This window comes from Escherichia sp. KS167_9B, from assembly GCF_030295215.1.
GTDB lineage: Bacteria > Pseudomonadota > Gammaproteobacteria > Enterobacterales > Enterobacteriaceae > Escherichia > Escherichia coli_F.
The window spans coordinates 2,464,559-2,481,396 of the sequence record NZ_AP025754.1; the positions used below are offsets into that span (position 1 = coordinate 2,464,559).

Consider the following 16,838-nt stretch of genomic DNA (forward strand, 5'->3'; position numbering starts at 1 on the left):
TTCTCCTCTATAAAGCCTGCAACAAGCTGGCGAGTTCTCGGTTAATCACCTGCTGGTTAAAATCGTGTTCGACTTTTTCGCGCGCACGTTTGATAACCGGAGCCAGTTCGTCAGTGTCCAGTTGGCTAAATGCCGCCAGACGTTGTGCCAGTGCGCGAGCATCGTTCTCAGGCACCAGCCAGCCGGATTTATCGGCCTCCACCAGTTCCGGTATTCCGCTATGCAGAGTGGAAACTACTGGAATGCCGACCGCCATCGCTTCCATTAGCGCTACCGGAATGCCTTCCATATCACCATCCGCGCCCGTTACCGATGGCAACAGGAAGACATCCGCGTCGTCGAGCATCGCTTTCACTTCATGGCTCGGTTTAAAGCCAGGCATCTCTACCACATCTTCCAGTTGATATTGTTCGATGAGCGTGCGCAGGCGTCGTTCCCACGGGCCAATGCCGAGAATGCGATAGCGAAATGCCACGCCCTGCTCTTTCAACTGACGGCAGGCTTCAATCGCCACATGCAGGCCTTTTTTCTCGGTTAAGCGTGCGACAGATATGATTTCCAGCGGCGTTGCGGGCGCTTTCACCGGACGCGGGCTAAAACGCGTCATGTCCACGCCCATGCGCGATACGGCAATTTTTTCCCTCGGGCAGCCCATTTTTTGCAGCCTTCCGGCCCACAGATCGCTTATCGGTAACATCAGGTCGCCACGGCGAAACAGTTGTTGATATTCGGGAGTGTAGTGGTTGAGCACTTCCCGACTGGAGATATCAATGCCGTGGAAGATAGTAGCGATTTTGCCGCGAATGACACCCAGTTCGCGTAGTTTTGCTGCGGTTACCCCCGCCGGGCCAAAATGAGCGATGAACACATCGGCGCGAAACGGTGTTGCGACCTGACCACAAATGGCAGACAAAATCAGGTTCCGCGACTCGGCACCATAGCGTTTGAGGTTGAGCGCCTGCCAGGTATTTTTACGATGAATGCCGCGTAAGGTCTGGCTGGCACGGTGGCGCAGTTTCGCTATTTTGCCCGTAGGTTCGTCCTGTAACCAGCGGGTTCTGGCGGCAAGGTTGTATTTCGTCCAGGCCGCGTGGGTGTTTTGTGTGTCGCCTTTTTGCAGCGCGACAATCTCCACCTCAAAGCCCATATCAATAAACGCGGTAATTTGATTGAGGACGAAGGTTTCCGACGACAGCGGGAATTTCAGTAAAAAGAAGCCGACCTTCATTTCGCCTCCCCGATGCGCTCAAGCACAGACTGCACCATCCGCATTCCCGTCTGGCGTTCGCGACTGACGGCTTCGCTAAGTCGTGCGTTCAGCGCCGGAAGTTGGCCTAAGGTATCCGCAACCATCGCTTGCAAGCTGCCGTCCAGTAAATGACGGATATCAATCGCCATCTCTTGCAGCCCCAGCTGCTGCATAATCCCGGCGGATTTGTGTTCGTAGTTGATGGCAATTGCCGGAGTGGAGAAATTCATCGAGATAATGGCAGAGTGCAGGCGCGTACCGACGGTGAGTTCACAGGCACCGAGGATTTTGCCCATTTCCAGATCGTTGAGCTCATCCATCACCACGTGATAACGAGCAGGATCGCTGATGTGCTGACGCAGGTTGAGCGCCACCATGCGGTCGTCTTTGTTATAACTGTCGATGCCCGTACAGGTGGAGAGCGCAATCACCTGATACCCTTCGTCGAGAATGCGATTGACCACCCCGGCAAAGGCTTTTTCATACGCTTGTTGAGTGGTGCCGAGACGTTTGTCGAACGGTGCCAGTTCGCGCAGGGTAATGGCCACCGTTTTCTGCTGTGCGGCTACGTCCAGCCAGTGTTGAACAGCATAGCTGGCGGTGAAGTCTTCGGTGTGGTGATCGACCAGCCACGCGGTATCGACGCCATGTTCAACTTTTGCGGTAGTGATATTGCTGCGTTTCATTAGATCCAAGCTGACCGATTCGCGCAGGATCAGCGCGTCGCAGTGCCCGAATACGTAGTTTGCCAGTTGGTTAAATTGCTCATCCTGGAACGGGCCGACGCTGTGACCAATCATAAACAGCGGCTTTTTCGCCATAAACGTGCAAAGCGCATGTTCAAACTGCGGCACGCCGTAGAGATCGACAAAAAACGATCCGCCGACCTGGATAATGGCATCGTAACCTGACAGCAGGCGCACAAAGTCAGTGAATCCCCGGGCAATGGCGATATTACGCAGCTTGCCGGTGTCGGTGACGCGTGAGAGCAATACCTGGTGCTGGTAGCGGCGACGGAGGACTTTTTTTACGCGCCCGACAACGCCCGCAGCGCTGTTGTGTTGTTTCATTTGCAGGAACAGCGGATCACCCATTACCGGGCGGTTGAGCAGCCAGGAAGAACTGACCGGATAGCGGCTCATTACGTCCACTTCGGCGTGTGGATTGAGAATGTTGATGGCATCAAGTAAGCCGCGCAAGATGGCGCTGTCGCCGCGATTGCCGCAAGTGTGGTTGCCCAGAATCAGTAATTTCATTTTTTCCTCATAAATTTGATGCCAGGTGAGGCTGTGTTTGTTGTGTTCGTTGCCGGAACCGAAAACAACTATTCACCCGGCCCGCAAAAGCATTTTCATTTTTTCGCTGCGACAAAACTGACGCTTCACTTCCACCACCAGCGGATGGCGCGACAGCACAATCATCACCACAAACGCCAGCACGCCCGCGGCTATTTGCACCGCCAGCAGCATCCCCAGCGCCAGTTGCCCTTTCAGCACAATGCCCAGCGCATAACTGACCACCAGCGTCGGCAGCGAGAGATAAAACGGCAGCCATAAACTCAGGATGTACTGGCGATAACTGGAACCAAGAACCGGTTTAATCATCACGAAATAACTCAGAATGGTGTTGATAATCTGCACCAGCAGGAAACCAAGCGTGACGCCGATTGCGCCCGCCATCTGCCCGCCAATAACAATCGCCGGAATAAACAGAAAGGTTTTGAATACATTGAATTTAAAGCTGATATCCACCCGCGCTTTCGCCATCAGCAGCGAGCCAATCGGGTTACCCACTGAGCGCAGTAGCCCCACAATACACAGCAATTGCAGCACCGGAATAATGCTGTTCCACTTTTCACCAAAGACCAGCGGTACAAAGTTATTCGACACCACCATCAGCCCCAGCAGCGCCGGAAAGTTGATAATCCCCACTACCGACAGCAGCTTGTAGAAGTTAACGCGCAGCTTTTCGGTGTCGTCCTGAATTTTGGCAAACGCCGGAAACAACACGCGGGTGATGATCGGGTTCAGTTTCATCGGCGGCACAACGGCCACGTTGTACGCCAGATTGTATCCCCCTGCCACGCCCGCGCCGAGAATACGCGCCAGCACCAGCGTCGAAAGGTTGGTGTTGAGATAGTTGATGATGCTGTCCGCCGTCAGCCAGGCACCAAAGCGTAAGTTCGGTGCAACAGACGCCAGCGAGAAATGTAGACCGGGGCGATAAATTTTGCGGCCAAAGTAGCCAAACAGCAGCGTTCTTACCGCACTATTGACCAGATAACCGAGGATCGCGGTCATCGCCAGCGGCCAGAAATGGGCGCTAACCACCGTAAAAGTAAAGCCCGCCAACACCGCGCTGGTTTCTATCATGCCGATTTTGTTGAACTCCAGCTCCTTCTGCATCAACGCGCGAAACTGTTGCCCGTGGGGGATCACCACAAACGCCAGCGACAATGTTTTAATCAATGGCGCCAGATCCGGGTTATTCAGCACGTCACCAATGGCATCACTCAACAAAAACACCGCCACACACACCACGATCCCCAGCCCGACGTTCAGCCAGTACAGCGTGGTGAGTTCAAGGTAGCTGATTTCTTTTCGCTGAATAATCGAGTTAGCGATGCCGAAGTCAGAAAGCGTGTCTGCCAGCGCGATAATCACCAGCGACACGGTAAGCAAACCGAACTGGTGGTTGTCGATAATCCGCGCCAGCACGGTCATCTGCACCAGCCCGAGGCCGATGATGATTACTGTGGCAATCGCCGACCACTTCGCGCCGCTGATGGTTTTTTCACGTAAGCTCATATCAATATGCCGCTTTGTTAACGAAGCCTTTGAATACCGTAAGGAAAACGATTTTGATATCGAACCAGACGCTCCATTCGCGGATGTACTCAAGGTCGAACTCGACGCGTTTTTCCATTTTCTCCAGCGTGTCGGTTTCGCCGCGCCAGCCGTTAATCTGCGCCCAACCGGTAATGCCCGGTTTCACTTTGTGGCGCAGCATGTAGCCTTCAATGAGCTGGCGATATTGTTCGTTATGCGCCACCGCGTGCGGACGTGGGCCCACAATCGACATCCCCCCGGTCAGCACATTGATAAACTGCGGCAATTCATCCAGCGAGGTGCGGCGCAGAAAGTTCCCCACTTTGGTGACGCGCGGATCGTTCTGCGTCGCCTGAGTCACCACTTTGTCGTTCTCCATCACTTTCATGGAACGGAACTTCCACACTTTGATCGGCTTGCCATCCATGCCGTAGCGAGTCTGGCGGAAAATAACCGGCCCTGGTGAACTGAGTTTCACCGCCAGCGCAATACAGCACAGCACCGGGGAGATCAGCAGCAAGATCAGCGTTGCCAGCACAATGTCTTCCGCACGTTTTATCAGGCGGTTAACCCCGGAAAGTGGCGTGTCGTACAGCGGCACCACCGGAACGCCGTTCATCTCTTCGAGGCGTGAATGGAGAATGTTGAAGGTAAAGACGTCGGGGATCAGCAGCACCGAACAGGTGGTGTCCGCCAGTTGATGGACCAGTTTTTTCACGCGTGCGCCGTCGCACATTTGCATCGCGATATAGACGTTGTGAATCTTGCCCGCTTTTGCATCCTCGACCAGCTGTTGCAGATTGCCCGCCCAGTCGTTAGAAACGCCGCCCGGTTTTGGGTCGTGGTAAACGCCCACCACTTCAAACCCTAACCACGGCTGATTACGGAAGCTCTCCATCAGCATTTGCCCGGCAGCTAAATCCCCCGCCACGGCAACCATACGCTTGTTAAAGCCATGATTACGCAACCAGCCCGCACCAATGCGAATACACGAACGACACGCCACCAACCCGATGCTGGTCAGCCCATACCACGCCAGCCAGATTTTCAGTTGCGTGTCGAAATCATTGTTGAACGCCACCAGTCCGGCGCTAAAAATCACGCTTAAGGTCCAGTTTTGCAGCAGCAGGGCAAATTCTGTCGTTGCCCGAACACCGCGCCATGAGCGATAAAAATCGGTGATGCCGCCCAACATCTGGAACACCACCAGCGTAATCAGCGCCACCAACAGGTGCATGTAGAGGAATGACAGTCCGCTGACTTCGCAAACCAGCCATAGCCCGGCAAACATGATGGTGATATCTGAAAAGCGTTGCACCATAGAGATTAACGATGCATTGGTTTTCGCTCGCTCGCGCTTTTTTAGATTTGTCATCGTTGTTCCTGTTATTAGCCCCTTACCCGCAATGGGGTAAGGGAAGATCCGACATTACTCGTTCAGCAACGTCAGCAGAGTTCGCGTTCGCGCTTCCATCAGCGGCACATCACCGCGCGATTCCACATTCAGGCGTACCACCGGTTCGGTGTTGGAGGAGCGCAGATTAAAGCGCCAGTCGGCAAAGGTCATGCTGATGCCATCGGTGCGATCCACCGCCAGCGCCTCGCGGCTAAAATGCTGTTCGACGCGATTAATCGCCTCAACGGGTTGCGCCAGTTTGCTGTTGATCTCACCGCTTGCCGGGAATGCCGCCATGCGGTCGTGCACCAGTTCGCCCAGCGTTTTCTCTTTCAGGCACACCAGTTCGGCGACCAGCAGCCACGGGATCATGCCGCTGTCGCAGTAAGCGAAATCACGGAAGTAATGGTGGGCGCTCATTTCGCCACCGTAGATGGCGTCTTCCTTGCGCATACGTTCTTTAATAAAGGCGTGTCCGGTTTTCGACATCACCGGGGTGCCGCCTGCGGCAGTCACTACATCAACGGTGTTCCAGGAAAGACGCGGATCGTGGATGATCTTCGCGCCGGGATTTTTTTCGAGGAACGCTTCTGCCAGCAGGCCGACAATGTAGTAGCCCTCGATAAACTGTCCTTTTTCGTCAAACAGGAAACAGCGGTCAAAATCGCCATCAAAAGCAATACCCATATCCGCGCCGTGTTTAATGACCGCATTGCGGGTATCGTCGCGGCATTCCGGCAGCAGCGGGTTAGGAATACCGTTGGGGAAATTGCCGTCCGGCGTGTTGTGCACTTTGATCAATTCCACGGGTGCGCCGAGGGCTTTAAAGCGGGCTTCGATGGCGTCCACCACCGGCCCCGCCGCACCGTTCCCGGAGTTGATCACCAGCTTGAGCGGCGTAAGGTTTTTGACGTTGATATAACCGAACAGATGATCAACGTAAGCGTCGCGCAGGTTGATTTGCTGATAGCGACCGCGTTTGGTTTCATCGACGGGAGGAAAATCGTTGGCTTCTGCCAGACGCTGGACGTCGCGCAGTCCAGTATCACCGCTGATCGGGCGAGCCCCTTCGCGCACCAGTTTCATGCCGTTGTAATCCATCGGATTATGGCTGGCGGTAACTTCGATGCCGCCATCCACGCCGAGATGGAACGTGGCGAAATAGATCTCTTCGGTGCCGGACATGCCGATATCCAGCACGTCAACGCCCGCATCCTGTAACCCTTTTGCCAGCGCCAGTTTTAAGGTTTCGCTGGTGAGACGGACATCACCGCCTAAAACAATGGTTTTCGGTTTGAGAAATTCGCCATAGGCACGCCCAATACGCCAGGCGATATCTTCATTCAGTTCTTCGCCTAATTTTCCGCGAATATCATAGGCTTTAAAGCAGGTTAATTTTTTCATATCGTTACCCTTTTTCAGGCAATAGTTGGCCCTGACCGAAGCGGCCAATTTTGTTTTTGTCGTTATTTACATCGCTGTTTTGCATTCATTGCCTGATGCGACGCTGCTGCGTCTTTTCAGGCCTACAAATCCGAACCGTAGGTCGGATAAGGCGTTCACGCCGCATCCGACAGCCAGCGCCTGATGCAACGCTGCTGCGTCTTATCAGGCCTACAAATCCGAACCGTAGGTCGGATAAGGCGTTCACGCCGCATCCGACAGCCATCGCCTGATGCGACGCTGTCGCGTCTTATCAGGCCTACAAATCCGTACCGTAGGTCGGATAAGGCGTTCACGCCGCATCCGACAAACAGCGCCTGATGCGACATTTACACCCGTCCGTAGCGATCCGCGAAGCGCACCACATCATCCTCTTCGAGATAAGAGCCGGAGCGCACTTCAATTAAATCGAGGGGAATTTTCCCCGGGTTTTCCAGGCAGTGCTTCGCCCCCAGCGGAATATAAATGGACTCGTTTTCACCAAGCAGTTTGATATCACCGTCAATGGTGACTTTTGCCGTTCCCGCGACCACTACCCAGTGTTCCGCGCGGTGATGGTGCATCTGTACCGACAAGCCCTCGCCCGGTTTCACGGTGATGCGTTTCACCTGGTAGCGGTCGCCCGCGTCGATAGAGTCATATTTGCCCCACGGGCGATACACTTCGCGATGCACCCGATGCTCATGGCGACCATCGGCTTTGATCTGCTCGACCACTTTTTTCACATCCTGCACCGCGTTACGGTCGGCAATCAGCACCGCGTCTTTGGTCTGCACCACTACCAGATCTTTCACCCCGACGGTGGTGACCAGGCCAGATTCGGCATACACGTAGCTGTTTTCGGTTTTGTGATTAATCACATCGCCGTGGCAAACGTTGCCTTCCGCGGTGTGGGCGCTGATCTCCCATAAAGAGGACCAGGAACCGACATCGCTCCACCCCGCATCCATCGGCACCACAACGGCATCTGCCGTACGTTCCATGACCGCGTAATCCACCGACTCTTCAGGGCAAGCGAGAAACGCCTCTTCATCCACGCGAATAAAATCAAGATCCGGATCGACGGCGCTCATCGCTTTTTCGCAGGCGTCGAGAATATCCGGGCGATATTTTCTCAGTTCTTCGAGATAACGTCCGGCGCGGAACAGGAACATACCGCTGTTCCAGTAATATTCGCCGCTTGCCACATAGGCCTGGGCGGTTTCCAGATTCGGTTTTTCGACAAACTGCGCCACTTCAAAGGCCACCGTATCCTGCTCGCCCGCAGACACTTCACCGCGACGAATATAGCCATAACCGGTTTCTGGTAGATCCGGCACAATGCCGAAGGTGACCAGCTTGCCCGCTTCGGCATACGGCATGGCATTACGCACGGCGGCGCGGAACGCGTCTTCGTCAGCAATCACATGATCTGCCGCCAGGACCAACATTAACGGATCGCTGTCCGGACTATGACGTTTTGCCGCCAGCGCCGCCAACGCAATGGCAGGCGCAGTGTTACGCCCTGCCGGTTCGAGAATAATGTTCTCGGTGAGTTTGTTCAGTTGACGCAGCTGTTCCGCGACAATAAAGCGGTGCTGCTCATTGCAAATCACCACCGGGCTTTCGCACTCCACGCCGTTCAGGCGGCAGATGGTGGTTTGCAGCATGGTGAGATCGCCTTTCAGGCATAAAAACTGCTTGGGGTAAAGTACGCGGGAAAGCGGCCATAAGCGGCTACCGGAGCCACCTGCCATCACAACTGGATAGAGTTTCGACTGCGCCATAATTATCCCCGAATATCATGTATAAATTGACGTAACACGTTCTCTTTATCGAGCGTGCGTTCGGCATATTCACGTGCCACCGTGTTGTGTTTGGGCAGCAGGAGCGCCTGACGGATCCCCGCCACCAGCGCCTCGACCGATTCTGGTTCTACGCAAACCGCAATTCCTGGGAAGGTTTCGCAAAGCTGCCCCAGTTCTGTGTGAGCTTCTGCGGTAATTACCGCGTTACCGCCTACCGCCAGAATATTGGTCAGTTTCGACGGCAATACGGCATCTGCCGCACCGCGTTTTTGCACCACCAGATGGCAGTCGCCCATCTTCAGCAGTGCAGGCAAGGCGTCATACGATTGCAGCGGGAAAAATTGCATATTGCGCAGTCCGCGCTGCTGCGCCATTTTTTCCAGCCGCGCTTTGCCGCCGCCCTGCCCGACAATGGCAAAAATCAGCGGTTCATCGCGCAGGCGATCGGCAGCTTCAATAACGTTTTCCAGCCCCTGCTTTTCACCAATATTGCCGGAGTAAAGAATGATTTTTTTGTTATCCGGCAGGCCAAGCTGGTTACGAAGGGCATCAACATCGGCGTCTGCAACATATTGAAAACGGGCGATTTCCGACCAGTTGGGGAAGAAGATGACGTTTTCTGCCGCCACGCCTTTTTCGATGGCTTTATTCATCATCGAGCGCGAAATCGTGGAAACGTTATCGACGTTATGCAGTCCGCTACGTTCGAAGGCTGTCGCCAGCTGTGCCACTTTGCCGCCTTTGCCTTTTCCGGCAAGGCCCAGCCCCAGCATCGCATCTACTTCGTAATCCTGAATATGCAGCACGGTACGCGCACCAGAGAGTTTCGCCAGCAGGCGCATTCCCGGCGTGCAAAACAGCGTTGGCACTACGCCGATAATGCGATCCGGCTTCCAGCGACGTTGCGCCATCAACGGGAAAAAACTGCTGACGGCAAAACTGCCGAGATGCAACAGGCGTTTCAGGGTGCTCGGCTGTTTTGGCACATACAGCGGGCAGCGCCACACCGTGGCGGCCCCCTCTTCTCGTTTGTAGCGCCAGGCGGAATAGTTCTCGCCCACCTGCCACTGCGGGTAGTACGGCGGTGCGGTAATGACCCGCACCTCATGACCTTGTGCTGCCAGCCATTCCACCATCTCGCCGGTGTATTTGCCGATGCCGGTTAACTCCGGCGAGTAGTTAATACCGTAGACCAGTATTTTCATAATCCGGGTACTCCGGCACGCTTCTCAGCGAGAAAATAGGCACGGCTGTTAGGGTGAACATTGTCACTGGCCAGCAGCGCATCCGGCGTCAGCCAGCGGTAATCGTCATGCTGTTCATCCGGCAGTAACAGCTCTTCTTCCGCGACGCTGAAGCGAAAACCGAGCACCACATAGTGCGTGGTGAAATCCGTGCCGGAGAAGTTATCGTCATAAAAGTGCTGCCAGACGCCGTAAAACTGGCCTGCTGTTATCGGCAGACGCAGCCCCAGTTCCGCCATCGTCAGCCGCTCAAATGCGGCTTCCAGCGTTTCGTCTTTCTGCACGCGCCCTCCCGGCACAAACCAGTAACCCTGCGCCGGGCGGTTGGTTCTTTTGCCAAGCAGAAACTCGCCGCGACTGTTCTCGACAATAAAGTCGAGAGAGACAAGCGGTGTGGAGCGCACTACCGTGGCAAAGTCTTCCTGACGTAAAAACATCATTACCCCCGAAAACGGTCTTGATTCTCAAGGAACCACTGGTAAGTGCTGGCAAGCCCCGCTTCCAGTGAGATTTCGTGATACCAGCCAAGCTGATGCAGGCGCGTCACATCCAGCAGTTTGCGCGGCGTACCATCCGGTTTGCTGGCATCGAAAACCACCCGACCTTTGTAACCCACCACTTTGGCGATGGTTTGCGCCAGCTCGCGGATAGTGCAGTCAACACCCGTGCCGACGTTAATGTGCGACAGCATCGGCTGGGTGTTTTCCAGCCAGACTTCGTGCGCCAGCTCCATGACATGAATGCTTGCCGCCGCCATATCATCGACATGCAGAAATTCGCGCATCGGCGTACCGCTGCCCCACACCACCACGTCCGGTGCATTCTGTGCCGTCGCCTCGTGGAAGCGGCGCAGCAATGCGGGGATCACATGCGAATTATTCGGATGGAAGTTGTCGTGCGGCCCGTACAGGTTGGTCGGCATGACAGAGCGGTAATCGCGTCCATACTGGCGGTTGTAAGATTCGCACAGTTTGATCCCGGCGATTTTGGCAATGGCGTATGGCTCGTTGGTCGGCTCCAGCGTGCCCTGTAACAGCTCGCCTTCTGCCATCGGCTGTTTTGCCAGTTTTGGGTAGATGCAGGACGATCCGAGAAACAGCAGTTTGTTCACGTCGTTCTGATGCGCAGCGTGAATGATGTTGCTCTCAATCATCATATTCTGGTAGATGAAATCCGCCGGATACGTGTTGTTGGCGACAATCCCGCCCACTTTCGCCGCCGCCAGATAGACCTGGTCAATGCGCTCGCTGGCAAAGAAATCATGCACCGCGCGGCTGTCCAGCAGGTTCAGTTCGTCGCGGGTGCGTAATACCAGTTCCACATCACCGCGCTGTTCGAGCTGTCGCTTGATGGCAGAACCGACCATCCCGCGATGGCCAGCGATAAAAATGCGTTGTTTACTCATGCTTATGACTCCAGCGCGATCGCCACGTCGTAGCCGTGAGATTTCAGCAGAGAGTGTTTTTTCGCCGCTTCAAGGTCATTAGCCACCATTTCAGACACCATCTCTCTGAGGGTGATTTCCGGTTTCCAGCCCAGCTTTTCGTGCGCTTTGGTCGGGTCGCCGAGCAGCGTTTCTACTTCAGCAGGACGGAAGTAACGCGGGTCAACGGCGATAATCACATCGCCCGGTTTAACGCCCGGCGCGTCATGCCCTGTGACGGAAACCACAATGCCCTTCTCTTCAACGCCCGTGCCTTCAAAGCGCAGTTTGATGCCCAGCTGTGCTGCCGCCATTTCCACGAACTGACGTACGGAGTACTGAACGCCGGTAGCAATAACGAAATCTTCCGGTTGTTCCTGTTGCAGCATCATCCACTGCATTTTTACGTAGTCTTTGGCATGGCCCCAGTCACGCAGGGAATCCATATTGCCGAGGTACAGGCACGATTCCAGCCCCTGGGCGATGTTGGCGATTGCGCGGGTGATTTTGCGGGTAACGAAGGTTTCGCCGCGGCGCGGGGATTCATGGTTGAAGAGAATACCGTTACAGGCGTACATGCCGTAGGATTCGCGGTAGTTAACGGTGATCCAGTAGGCGTACAGTTTGGCGACCGCATATGGAGATCGCGGATAGAACGGCGTGGTTTCTTTCTGCGGAATTTCCTGCACCAGACCGTACAGTTCAGAAGTGGAAGCCTGATAGAAACGGGTTTTCTTTTCCAGACCAAGGAAGCGGATCGCCTCCAGCAGACGCAGTGTGCCCATCGCATCAACGTCTGCGGTATATTCCGGTGACTCAAAAGAAACCGCAACGTGGCTCATTGCGCCCAGGTTGTACACTTCATCCGGCTGCACTTCACGCAAAATACGCGTCAGGTTGGAGGTATCACTCAGGTCGCCATAATGCAGATGGAATTTCGGGTTGCAGGTGTGCGGATCCTGATAAATGTGATCCACGCGCTCGGTGTTGAATGACGATGCACGACGCTTAATACCATGTACCTCGTAACCTTTTTCCAGCAGAAACTCTGCCAGGTAAGAACCGTCTTGTCCGGTTACACCGGTGATGAGAGCGACTTTTGACATGTCTTATTCCTCTGTATTTTTTGAATTTATTCAGTTTCAACGCGTTCGCGTATCACCACTGCGGGATTCCCCCGGCAAACTCTATTTGCCGGAAGCGATTTAAAAACACTGCTTCGCGCACCCACGACGGTGCCGTCGCCGATCGTGACGCCAGGAGCAACAAAAACATCGGTTGCCAGCCAGCATTTCTCACCAATCACAATGGGCGTGGCGTTTATGGTGAAATGTCGACTTGCATGGTCGTGGCTCCCGGTGCATAAATAACTTTTTTGCGATATCACCGAATGTGCGCCAATGGTTATTTCACCGAGGGTATATAAATTGACGTCATCGCCGACCCACGCGTAATCACCTAAGGTTAATTTCCACGGATAGGTAATTTTTACTGACGGACGAATAACTACGTTTTTTCCTATTTTTGCGCCGAATAAACGTAATAAAAATGCCCGCCAGCGATACAATACTTGTGGCGAACAGGCAAATAATGTTGCCTGTACTGCCCACCACAATTGCACTTTAATAGCGTTGCCGCCCCTGAACCCTTTCGGCACCGAGAAACCGCTTAAATCTTGCATTGGTATTCCTTATATTCAGACTTTGTTATATAAGGCTTTAGTCTTACCCGTCGTGCGCTGGCGTAAATGCCAGGATAATTCAGCCCAGAAGCCAGGCACATGTAATATTTGCCGTTGGACTTTTTTCGCGTCAGCACACAATTCCATATTATTGGTGGTAGATACCCCACCCATAGAAAATTCAGACACCAGGCCATTGAGATTTTTAAATGCATAACCGGCTTTATACATTTTGGCCGCTAGCGCATAATCGGAAGAAACTTTATACTCCAGGTCATAATGCCATTTTTTCAAGCCGGATACCGGGAAAAATATCGCCTGATGGCTGGCGGGCAGGCTGTGATAAATATACCAGCCCGGTTTAGCGCGACGTTTAATTTTATGCCCGTCGCCAAAATCCAGCAGCGCATCGCCGGTAATCATCACGTTATCTTTTTGCATTTTTAATCTACGGACAAAATTTGCGGCATCCTGATGAAAAATATCGCCCGAGTTGAGAAACAGCGCAAACTTGCCTTGTGCCATCGCAATGCCTTTGTTCATGGCGTCGTAGATGCCCTTATCTGGTTCACTGACAAAGCGTAGGTTATAGATACCATTGAGATTTTCCAGATACTCACGGGTGCCGTCATTGGAACCGCCATCGACAACAATCCATTCGAAGCTGATATCGTCAGCCTGCGCCAGATGCGCCAGCGAGGCGTGTGTTTTGACTATCCCTTCGAGGTTACGAAACGCAACGGTGATTATGCTAAGCAACATTTTTTACCTCGTAATACCCGTCATACTTCAAGCTGCATGTGCGTTGGTTTTCCTCGCTCACCCCAGTCAGGTACTCGTGTACGCTCCTGGGGATTCGCTGCGTCACCAACTTCCTGCAACTCGAATTATTTAGGGTGTATATTTAACGCTTTTCGCAAAATAAATGGACAGACGATTAAAAATGCATATTCCGGGCTAAATATCGAACCGGTAAAAAACAGCGACACCGGAGTAAAAAGATAGAGCTGCACACGAAAATTGCGATTATCACCAAAAGCGTTGATCATCATTTTTATCACTTTCCCCATGTACCACAGTGATAAAAGCACTGCGAACCAGGAAAAATAAATAATCAGCAGATACAAACCATTGTCTATGGTTTTTCCGACATCCGCACCGTTAAATATTCCGAATGATGCGACATATTCATAAAGTGAGCCAAATCTGACTACACCGTCAATATGGCTCAAAGAATAACCGACCATCACCAGTGGACCGACAATACGATAATACGATGACGATCCTTCCGTACCTAAATCGCCCAAGCGGGTGGAAATATAAGGAAACGCGATTACCACACCAACCAGGAATACAGCCAGAGAAATCAATGCTAACGGTAACTTTTTCTTAATCGCCTCTTTGTTCAGATATTGAAACGCCCACTCCAACAAATAAAACAGGATAAAGGTCATAACCCCTGAAAACGATCCGGATAATATTATCCCTGCGAGAATCATAGCATCGGTTTTAGGCGTTTTGATACCAAACTGTTTGATGCTGAGCCAAATTGAGATTAATGCCAGAGCGAAAAATGCCGGTTCGAAATAAAGTGCTGTCGTGCGCTTGCCGCCGAATTTAATGAAATTCAGCACATAACTGTTGCTGTAAATCAGATATTTCGAAATCGACTCCATAATACTGCTGCCGCCAGTGAGGATAATTTGCGCCATCTCCACCGCCGCCAGCGCCACCACCAGCCCCACCACCAGATAAAAGAAACGTAATATCTTGCGATAGTTGTGTGGCGAAATTGTTTTAAAACGAATACTCCACACCATGCCAATAATGATCACAATATAGACAAACAGCATAGTTGAAGTGACGTATTTACTGGCATCCAGCGACTGACCAAACAGGTAGTTAAACGCCGTGAGTCCCGCACCAATCCCTAAGGCAATCATCAATTTTTTAACGCTGATGCGCTCTAAAAACAGCAGTAACAAGACAGGTAAAAAAGTGACGATGGTGATGGGGAAACTTTCGCCAAGCTGGGCGATTTTGACGTTAACCAGCAGGTAAATCAGCGGCAGCAGCAGGTAGCTACAGATTCTGATAGAAGTTGACATACTCCTCCAGCATCTGTTGTCCACTGTAGGCGGCGCGGCTGCGTTGGCTGAACTCAGCCAGCGTGGTACCAAATATCGCCTGCGCGATTTCCGGTTTGCTTAACTGCACCAGTTTCAGCACCTCTTCTTCGCTGACGGTTTGACCGCCGGATTTTTGCAGCACTTCCCGCGCCGCATCGCTATGGGTGGCAATCACCGGCACACCAATCGATAGCGCCTCACACAAAATCAGCGGGTAGTTATCGACGCGAGAACTGAATACCAGCGCATCCATCTGATTGAGCGCGCTCATCAACTTGCGCTTGTCAGTTTCAAAGCCGTGATTAACCACGTTGCCAGCGGTGAACGGCGAGAACTTACCGAAGGTATGCAGTTCGATTTTGTCGCCCAGCGCTATCATCTCGCGCACCAGTTGCTGGTTAGTTTTGCCGTCGTAACGCAGGTCATGCGCCACCACCGCGATTTTCGGCTTGCCCTGGGTTTCGCGCACCGGAGGCAAGTCCGCCAGAATCGCTTCGGTTGCCATATCAATGCCATTATTGATAATCCGGCAACGCCCTGGACCGTACAGACTATTGAAAGCATCAGCCACATGCTGGCTGGGGGAAATAAACTGACAGCCCAGCGCCAGCATCTCGCGGAATAACTGGCGTTTGCCCGCCACCAGCTGGTGTGCGCGATCAATCTTCACCGGCGGATAGTTATTTAAGGTCGGGCATTTCTGGCAGCCCGTTTTCCAGCCTTCACAACCGTCGGTAAAGGCGCAGCGTCCGGTAACGCTCCAGTGATCGTGTAGCGTCCAGACCAGAGTGACGTCCGGTTTGTGGTTTTTCACTTTTTCGCAAAAGCGCACCACGCTCTTAAGATTCAACCAGTAGCTGTGTAGCACATGAAAATGCAGGACCACCGGTCCCGGTGTGCGAGTAATGGTGCGATATAACTCATTGAAATTGCCGAACAGATCGCGATTAAACAGACGAAACAGGGCAATGTTCGCCATCGCGGTCATCCGCGGCGTATGTTTGATGACCTGCGGATAGTTCTGATGGCTGACGCTCTCTTTGCCGCCTTTGCCGTAGCCGTAGACAAAATGTGACGCCAGCCCCTGTTGCAGCGCGCGCTGGTGGAGATCTAACGCCACACCTGCCGCCCCGCCTTCCGCCAGTCGCACATTAAATTGCAGAATATTCATTTAATTACCTTCACTCGCGCTTTTTCTCCCACCACCAGCGCGTTGTCCGGGATTGCGTCGAGCACCACGCTGCCCGCCCCCACGGTAACGTTGTTACCAATCGTGATATCGCCGAGAATAATGACGTTGGCACCGAGTTCGACGCCGTTGCCAATGTGTGGACATGCCATGTTATCGGCACCACGATTGCCGATAGTGACGCCGTGGCGAATGGTGAAATCATCCCCCGCGACCACGTTTTTATTGATCACTACGGCATAGCCGTGATGGATAGTAAAGCGTCGGCCAATGGTCGCGGCGGCCTGGATTTCATAACCGAAAATGCATTCGGTGATAATGCGATACAGCACCAACAGCGGGGCCGCCCACAGATTGTTGAGGACGTTTTTTTTGCGCCACACTGAACAAAAATGAGCAACGCGATAGGCAAGAACCATGCAGCACGGGCGTAAACTCCAGCTGTTGGCGCGCAGATCTTCCAGCATCT

General features: G+C 53.2%; 15 protein-coding genes. All 15 read right to left on the minus strand.

The genetic code is table 11. The features are described from left to right. Positions 1-7: 7 nt before the first annotated feature. Positions 8-1,228 (minus strand): colanic acid biosynthesis glycosyltransferase WcaL, encoded by a 1,221-nt coding sequence (gene wcaL / locus QUE34_RS12435; protein ID WP_032303313.1) that lies wholly within the window; start codon positions 1,226-1,228, stop codon positions 8-10. Then, on the minus strand, positions 1,225-2,505 hold the full coding sequence (wcaK, locus tag QUE34_RS12440; RefSeq protein ID WP_032303314.1) for a colanic acid biosynthesis pyruvyl transferase WcaK: 1,281 nt from the start codon (positions 2,503-2,505) through the stop codon (positions 1,225-1,227). Before wcaK ends, wcaL begins: the two co-directional genes overlap by 4 nt. Before the next feature lie 72 nt (positions 2,506-2,577). Next, complete coding sequence (gene wzxC, locus QUE34_RS12445; protein ID WP_032303315.1) at positions 2,578-4,056, minus strand: colanic acid undecaprenyl disphosphate flippase WzxC; 1,479 nt, start codon at positions 4,054-4,056, stop codon at positions 2,578-2,580. Between the two features lies 1 nt (position 4,057). Beyond that, complete coding sequence (gene wcaJ / locus QUE34_RS12450; RefSeq protein WP_032303316.1) at positions 4,058-5,452, minus strand: undecaprenyl-phosphate glucose phosphotransferase; 1,395 nt, start codon at positions 5,450-5,452, stop codon at positions 4,058-4,060. 54 nt (positions 5,453-5,506) lie between these two features. After that, complete coding sequence (gene cpsG / locus QUE34_RS12455) at positions 5,507-6,877, minus strand: colanic acid biosynthesis phosphomannomutase CpsG (RefSeq protein WP_103253878.1); 1,371 nt, start codon at positions 6,875-6,877, stop codon at positions 5,507-5,509. A 368-nt stretch (positions 6,878-7,245) separates the two neighbouring features. Further along, positions 7,246-8,682, minus strand: coding sequence for a mannose-1-phosphate guanyltransferase (cpsB, locus tag QUE34_RS12460; protein WP_032303318.1), 1,437 nt, complete (start codon positions 8,680-8,682; stop codon positions 7,246-7,248). A 2-nt stretch (positions 8,683-8,684) separates the two neighbouring features. After that, positions 8,685-9,908, minus strand: a complete 1,224-nt coding sequence (gene wcaI, locus QUE34_RS12465; protein WP_000699738.1) for a colanic acid biosynthesis fucosyltransferase WcaI — start codon at positions 9,906-9,908, stop codon at positions 8,685-8,687. Then, on the minus strand, positions 9,905-10,384 hold the full coding sequence (gene gmm, locus QUE34_RS12470) for a GDP-mannose mannosyl hydrolase (RefSeq protein ID WP_032303319.1): 480 nt from the start codon (positions 10,382-10,384) through the stop codon (positions 9,905-9,907). Before gmm ends, wcaI begins: the two co-directional genes overlap by 4 nt. Positions 10,385-10,386: 2 nt before the next feature. Beyond that, positions 10,387-11,352 carry a GDP-L-fucose synthase gene (gene fcl, locus QUE34_RS12475; RefSeq protein WP_000043584.1) on the minus strand — a complete coding sequence of 322 codons (966 nt, stop codon included), beginning with the start codon at positions 11,350-11,352 and terminating at the stop codon, positions 10,387-10,389. Between the two features lie 2 nt (positions 11,353-11,354). Next, on the minus strand, positions 11,355-12,476 hold the full coding sequence (gmd, locus tag QUE34_RS12480) for a GDP-mannose 4,6-dehydratase (protein ID WP_000048190.1): 1,122 nt from the start codon (positions 12,474-12,476) through the stop codon (positions 11,355-11,357). 26 nt (positions 12,477-12,502) lie between these two features. Beyond that, complete coding sequence (gene wcaF, locus QUE34_RS12485; RefSeq protein ID WP_032303320.1) at positions 12,503-13,051, minus strand: colanic acid biosynthesis acetyltransferase WcaF; 549 nt, start codon at positions 13,049-13,051, stop codon at positions 12,503-12,505. A 15-nt stretch (positions 13,052-13,066) separates the two neighbouring features. Next, the gene (wcaE, locus tag QUE34_RS12490) at positions 13,067-13,813 is read right to left on the minus strand and encodes a colanic acid biosynthesis glycosyltransferase WcaE (protein WP_103253880.1); all 747 of its coding nucleotides are present in this window, start codon (positions 13,811-13,813) and stop codon (positions 13,067-13,069) included. Positions 13,814-13,938: 125 nt separating this feature from the next. Then, complete coding sequence (gene wcaD / locus QUE34_RS12495) at positions 13,939-15,159, minus strand: colanic acid polymerase WcaD (RefSeq protein WP_032303322.1); 1,221 nt, start codon at positions 15,157-15,159, stop codon at positions 13,939-13,941. Next, entirely contained in the window at positions 15,134-16,351 is a 1,218-nt protein-coding gene (gene wcaC, locus QUE34_RS12500; RefSeq protein WP_032303323.1) for a colanic acid biosynthesis glycosyltransferase WcaC, read from the minus strand. Before wcaC ends, wcaD begins: the two co-directional genes overlap by 26 nt. Then, entirely contained in the window at positions 16,348-16,836 is a 489-nt protein-coding gene (wcaB, locus tag QUE34_RS12505; RefSeq protein WP_032184535.1) for a colanic acid biosynthesis acetyltransferase WcaB, read from the minus strand. Before wcaB ends, wcaC begins: the two co-directional genes overlap by 4 nt. Between the last annotated feature and the right edge of the window lie 2 nt (positions 16,837-16,838).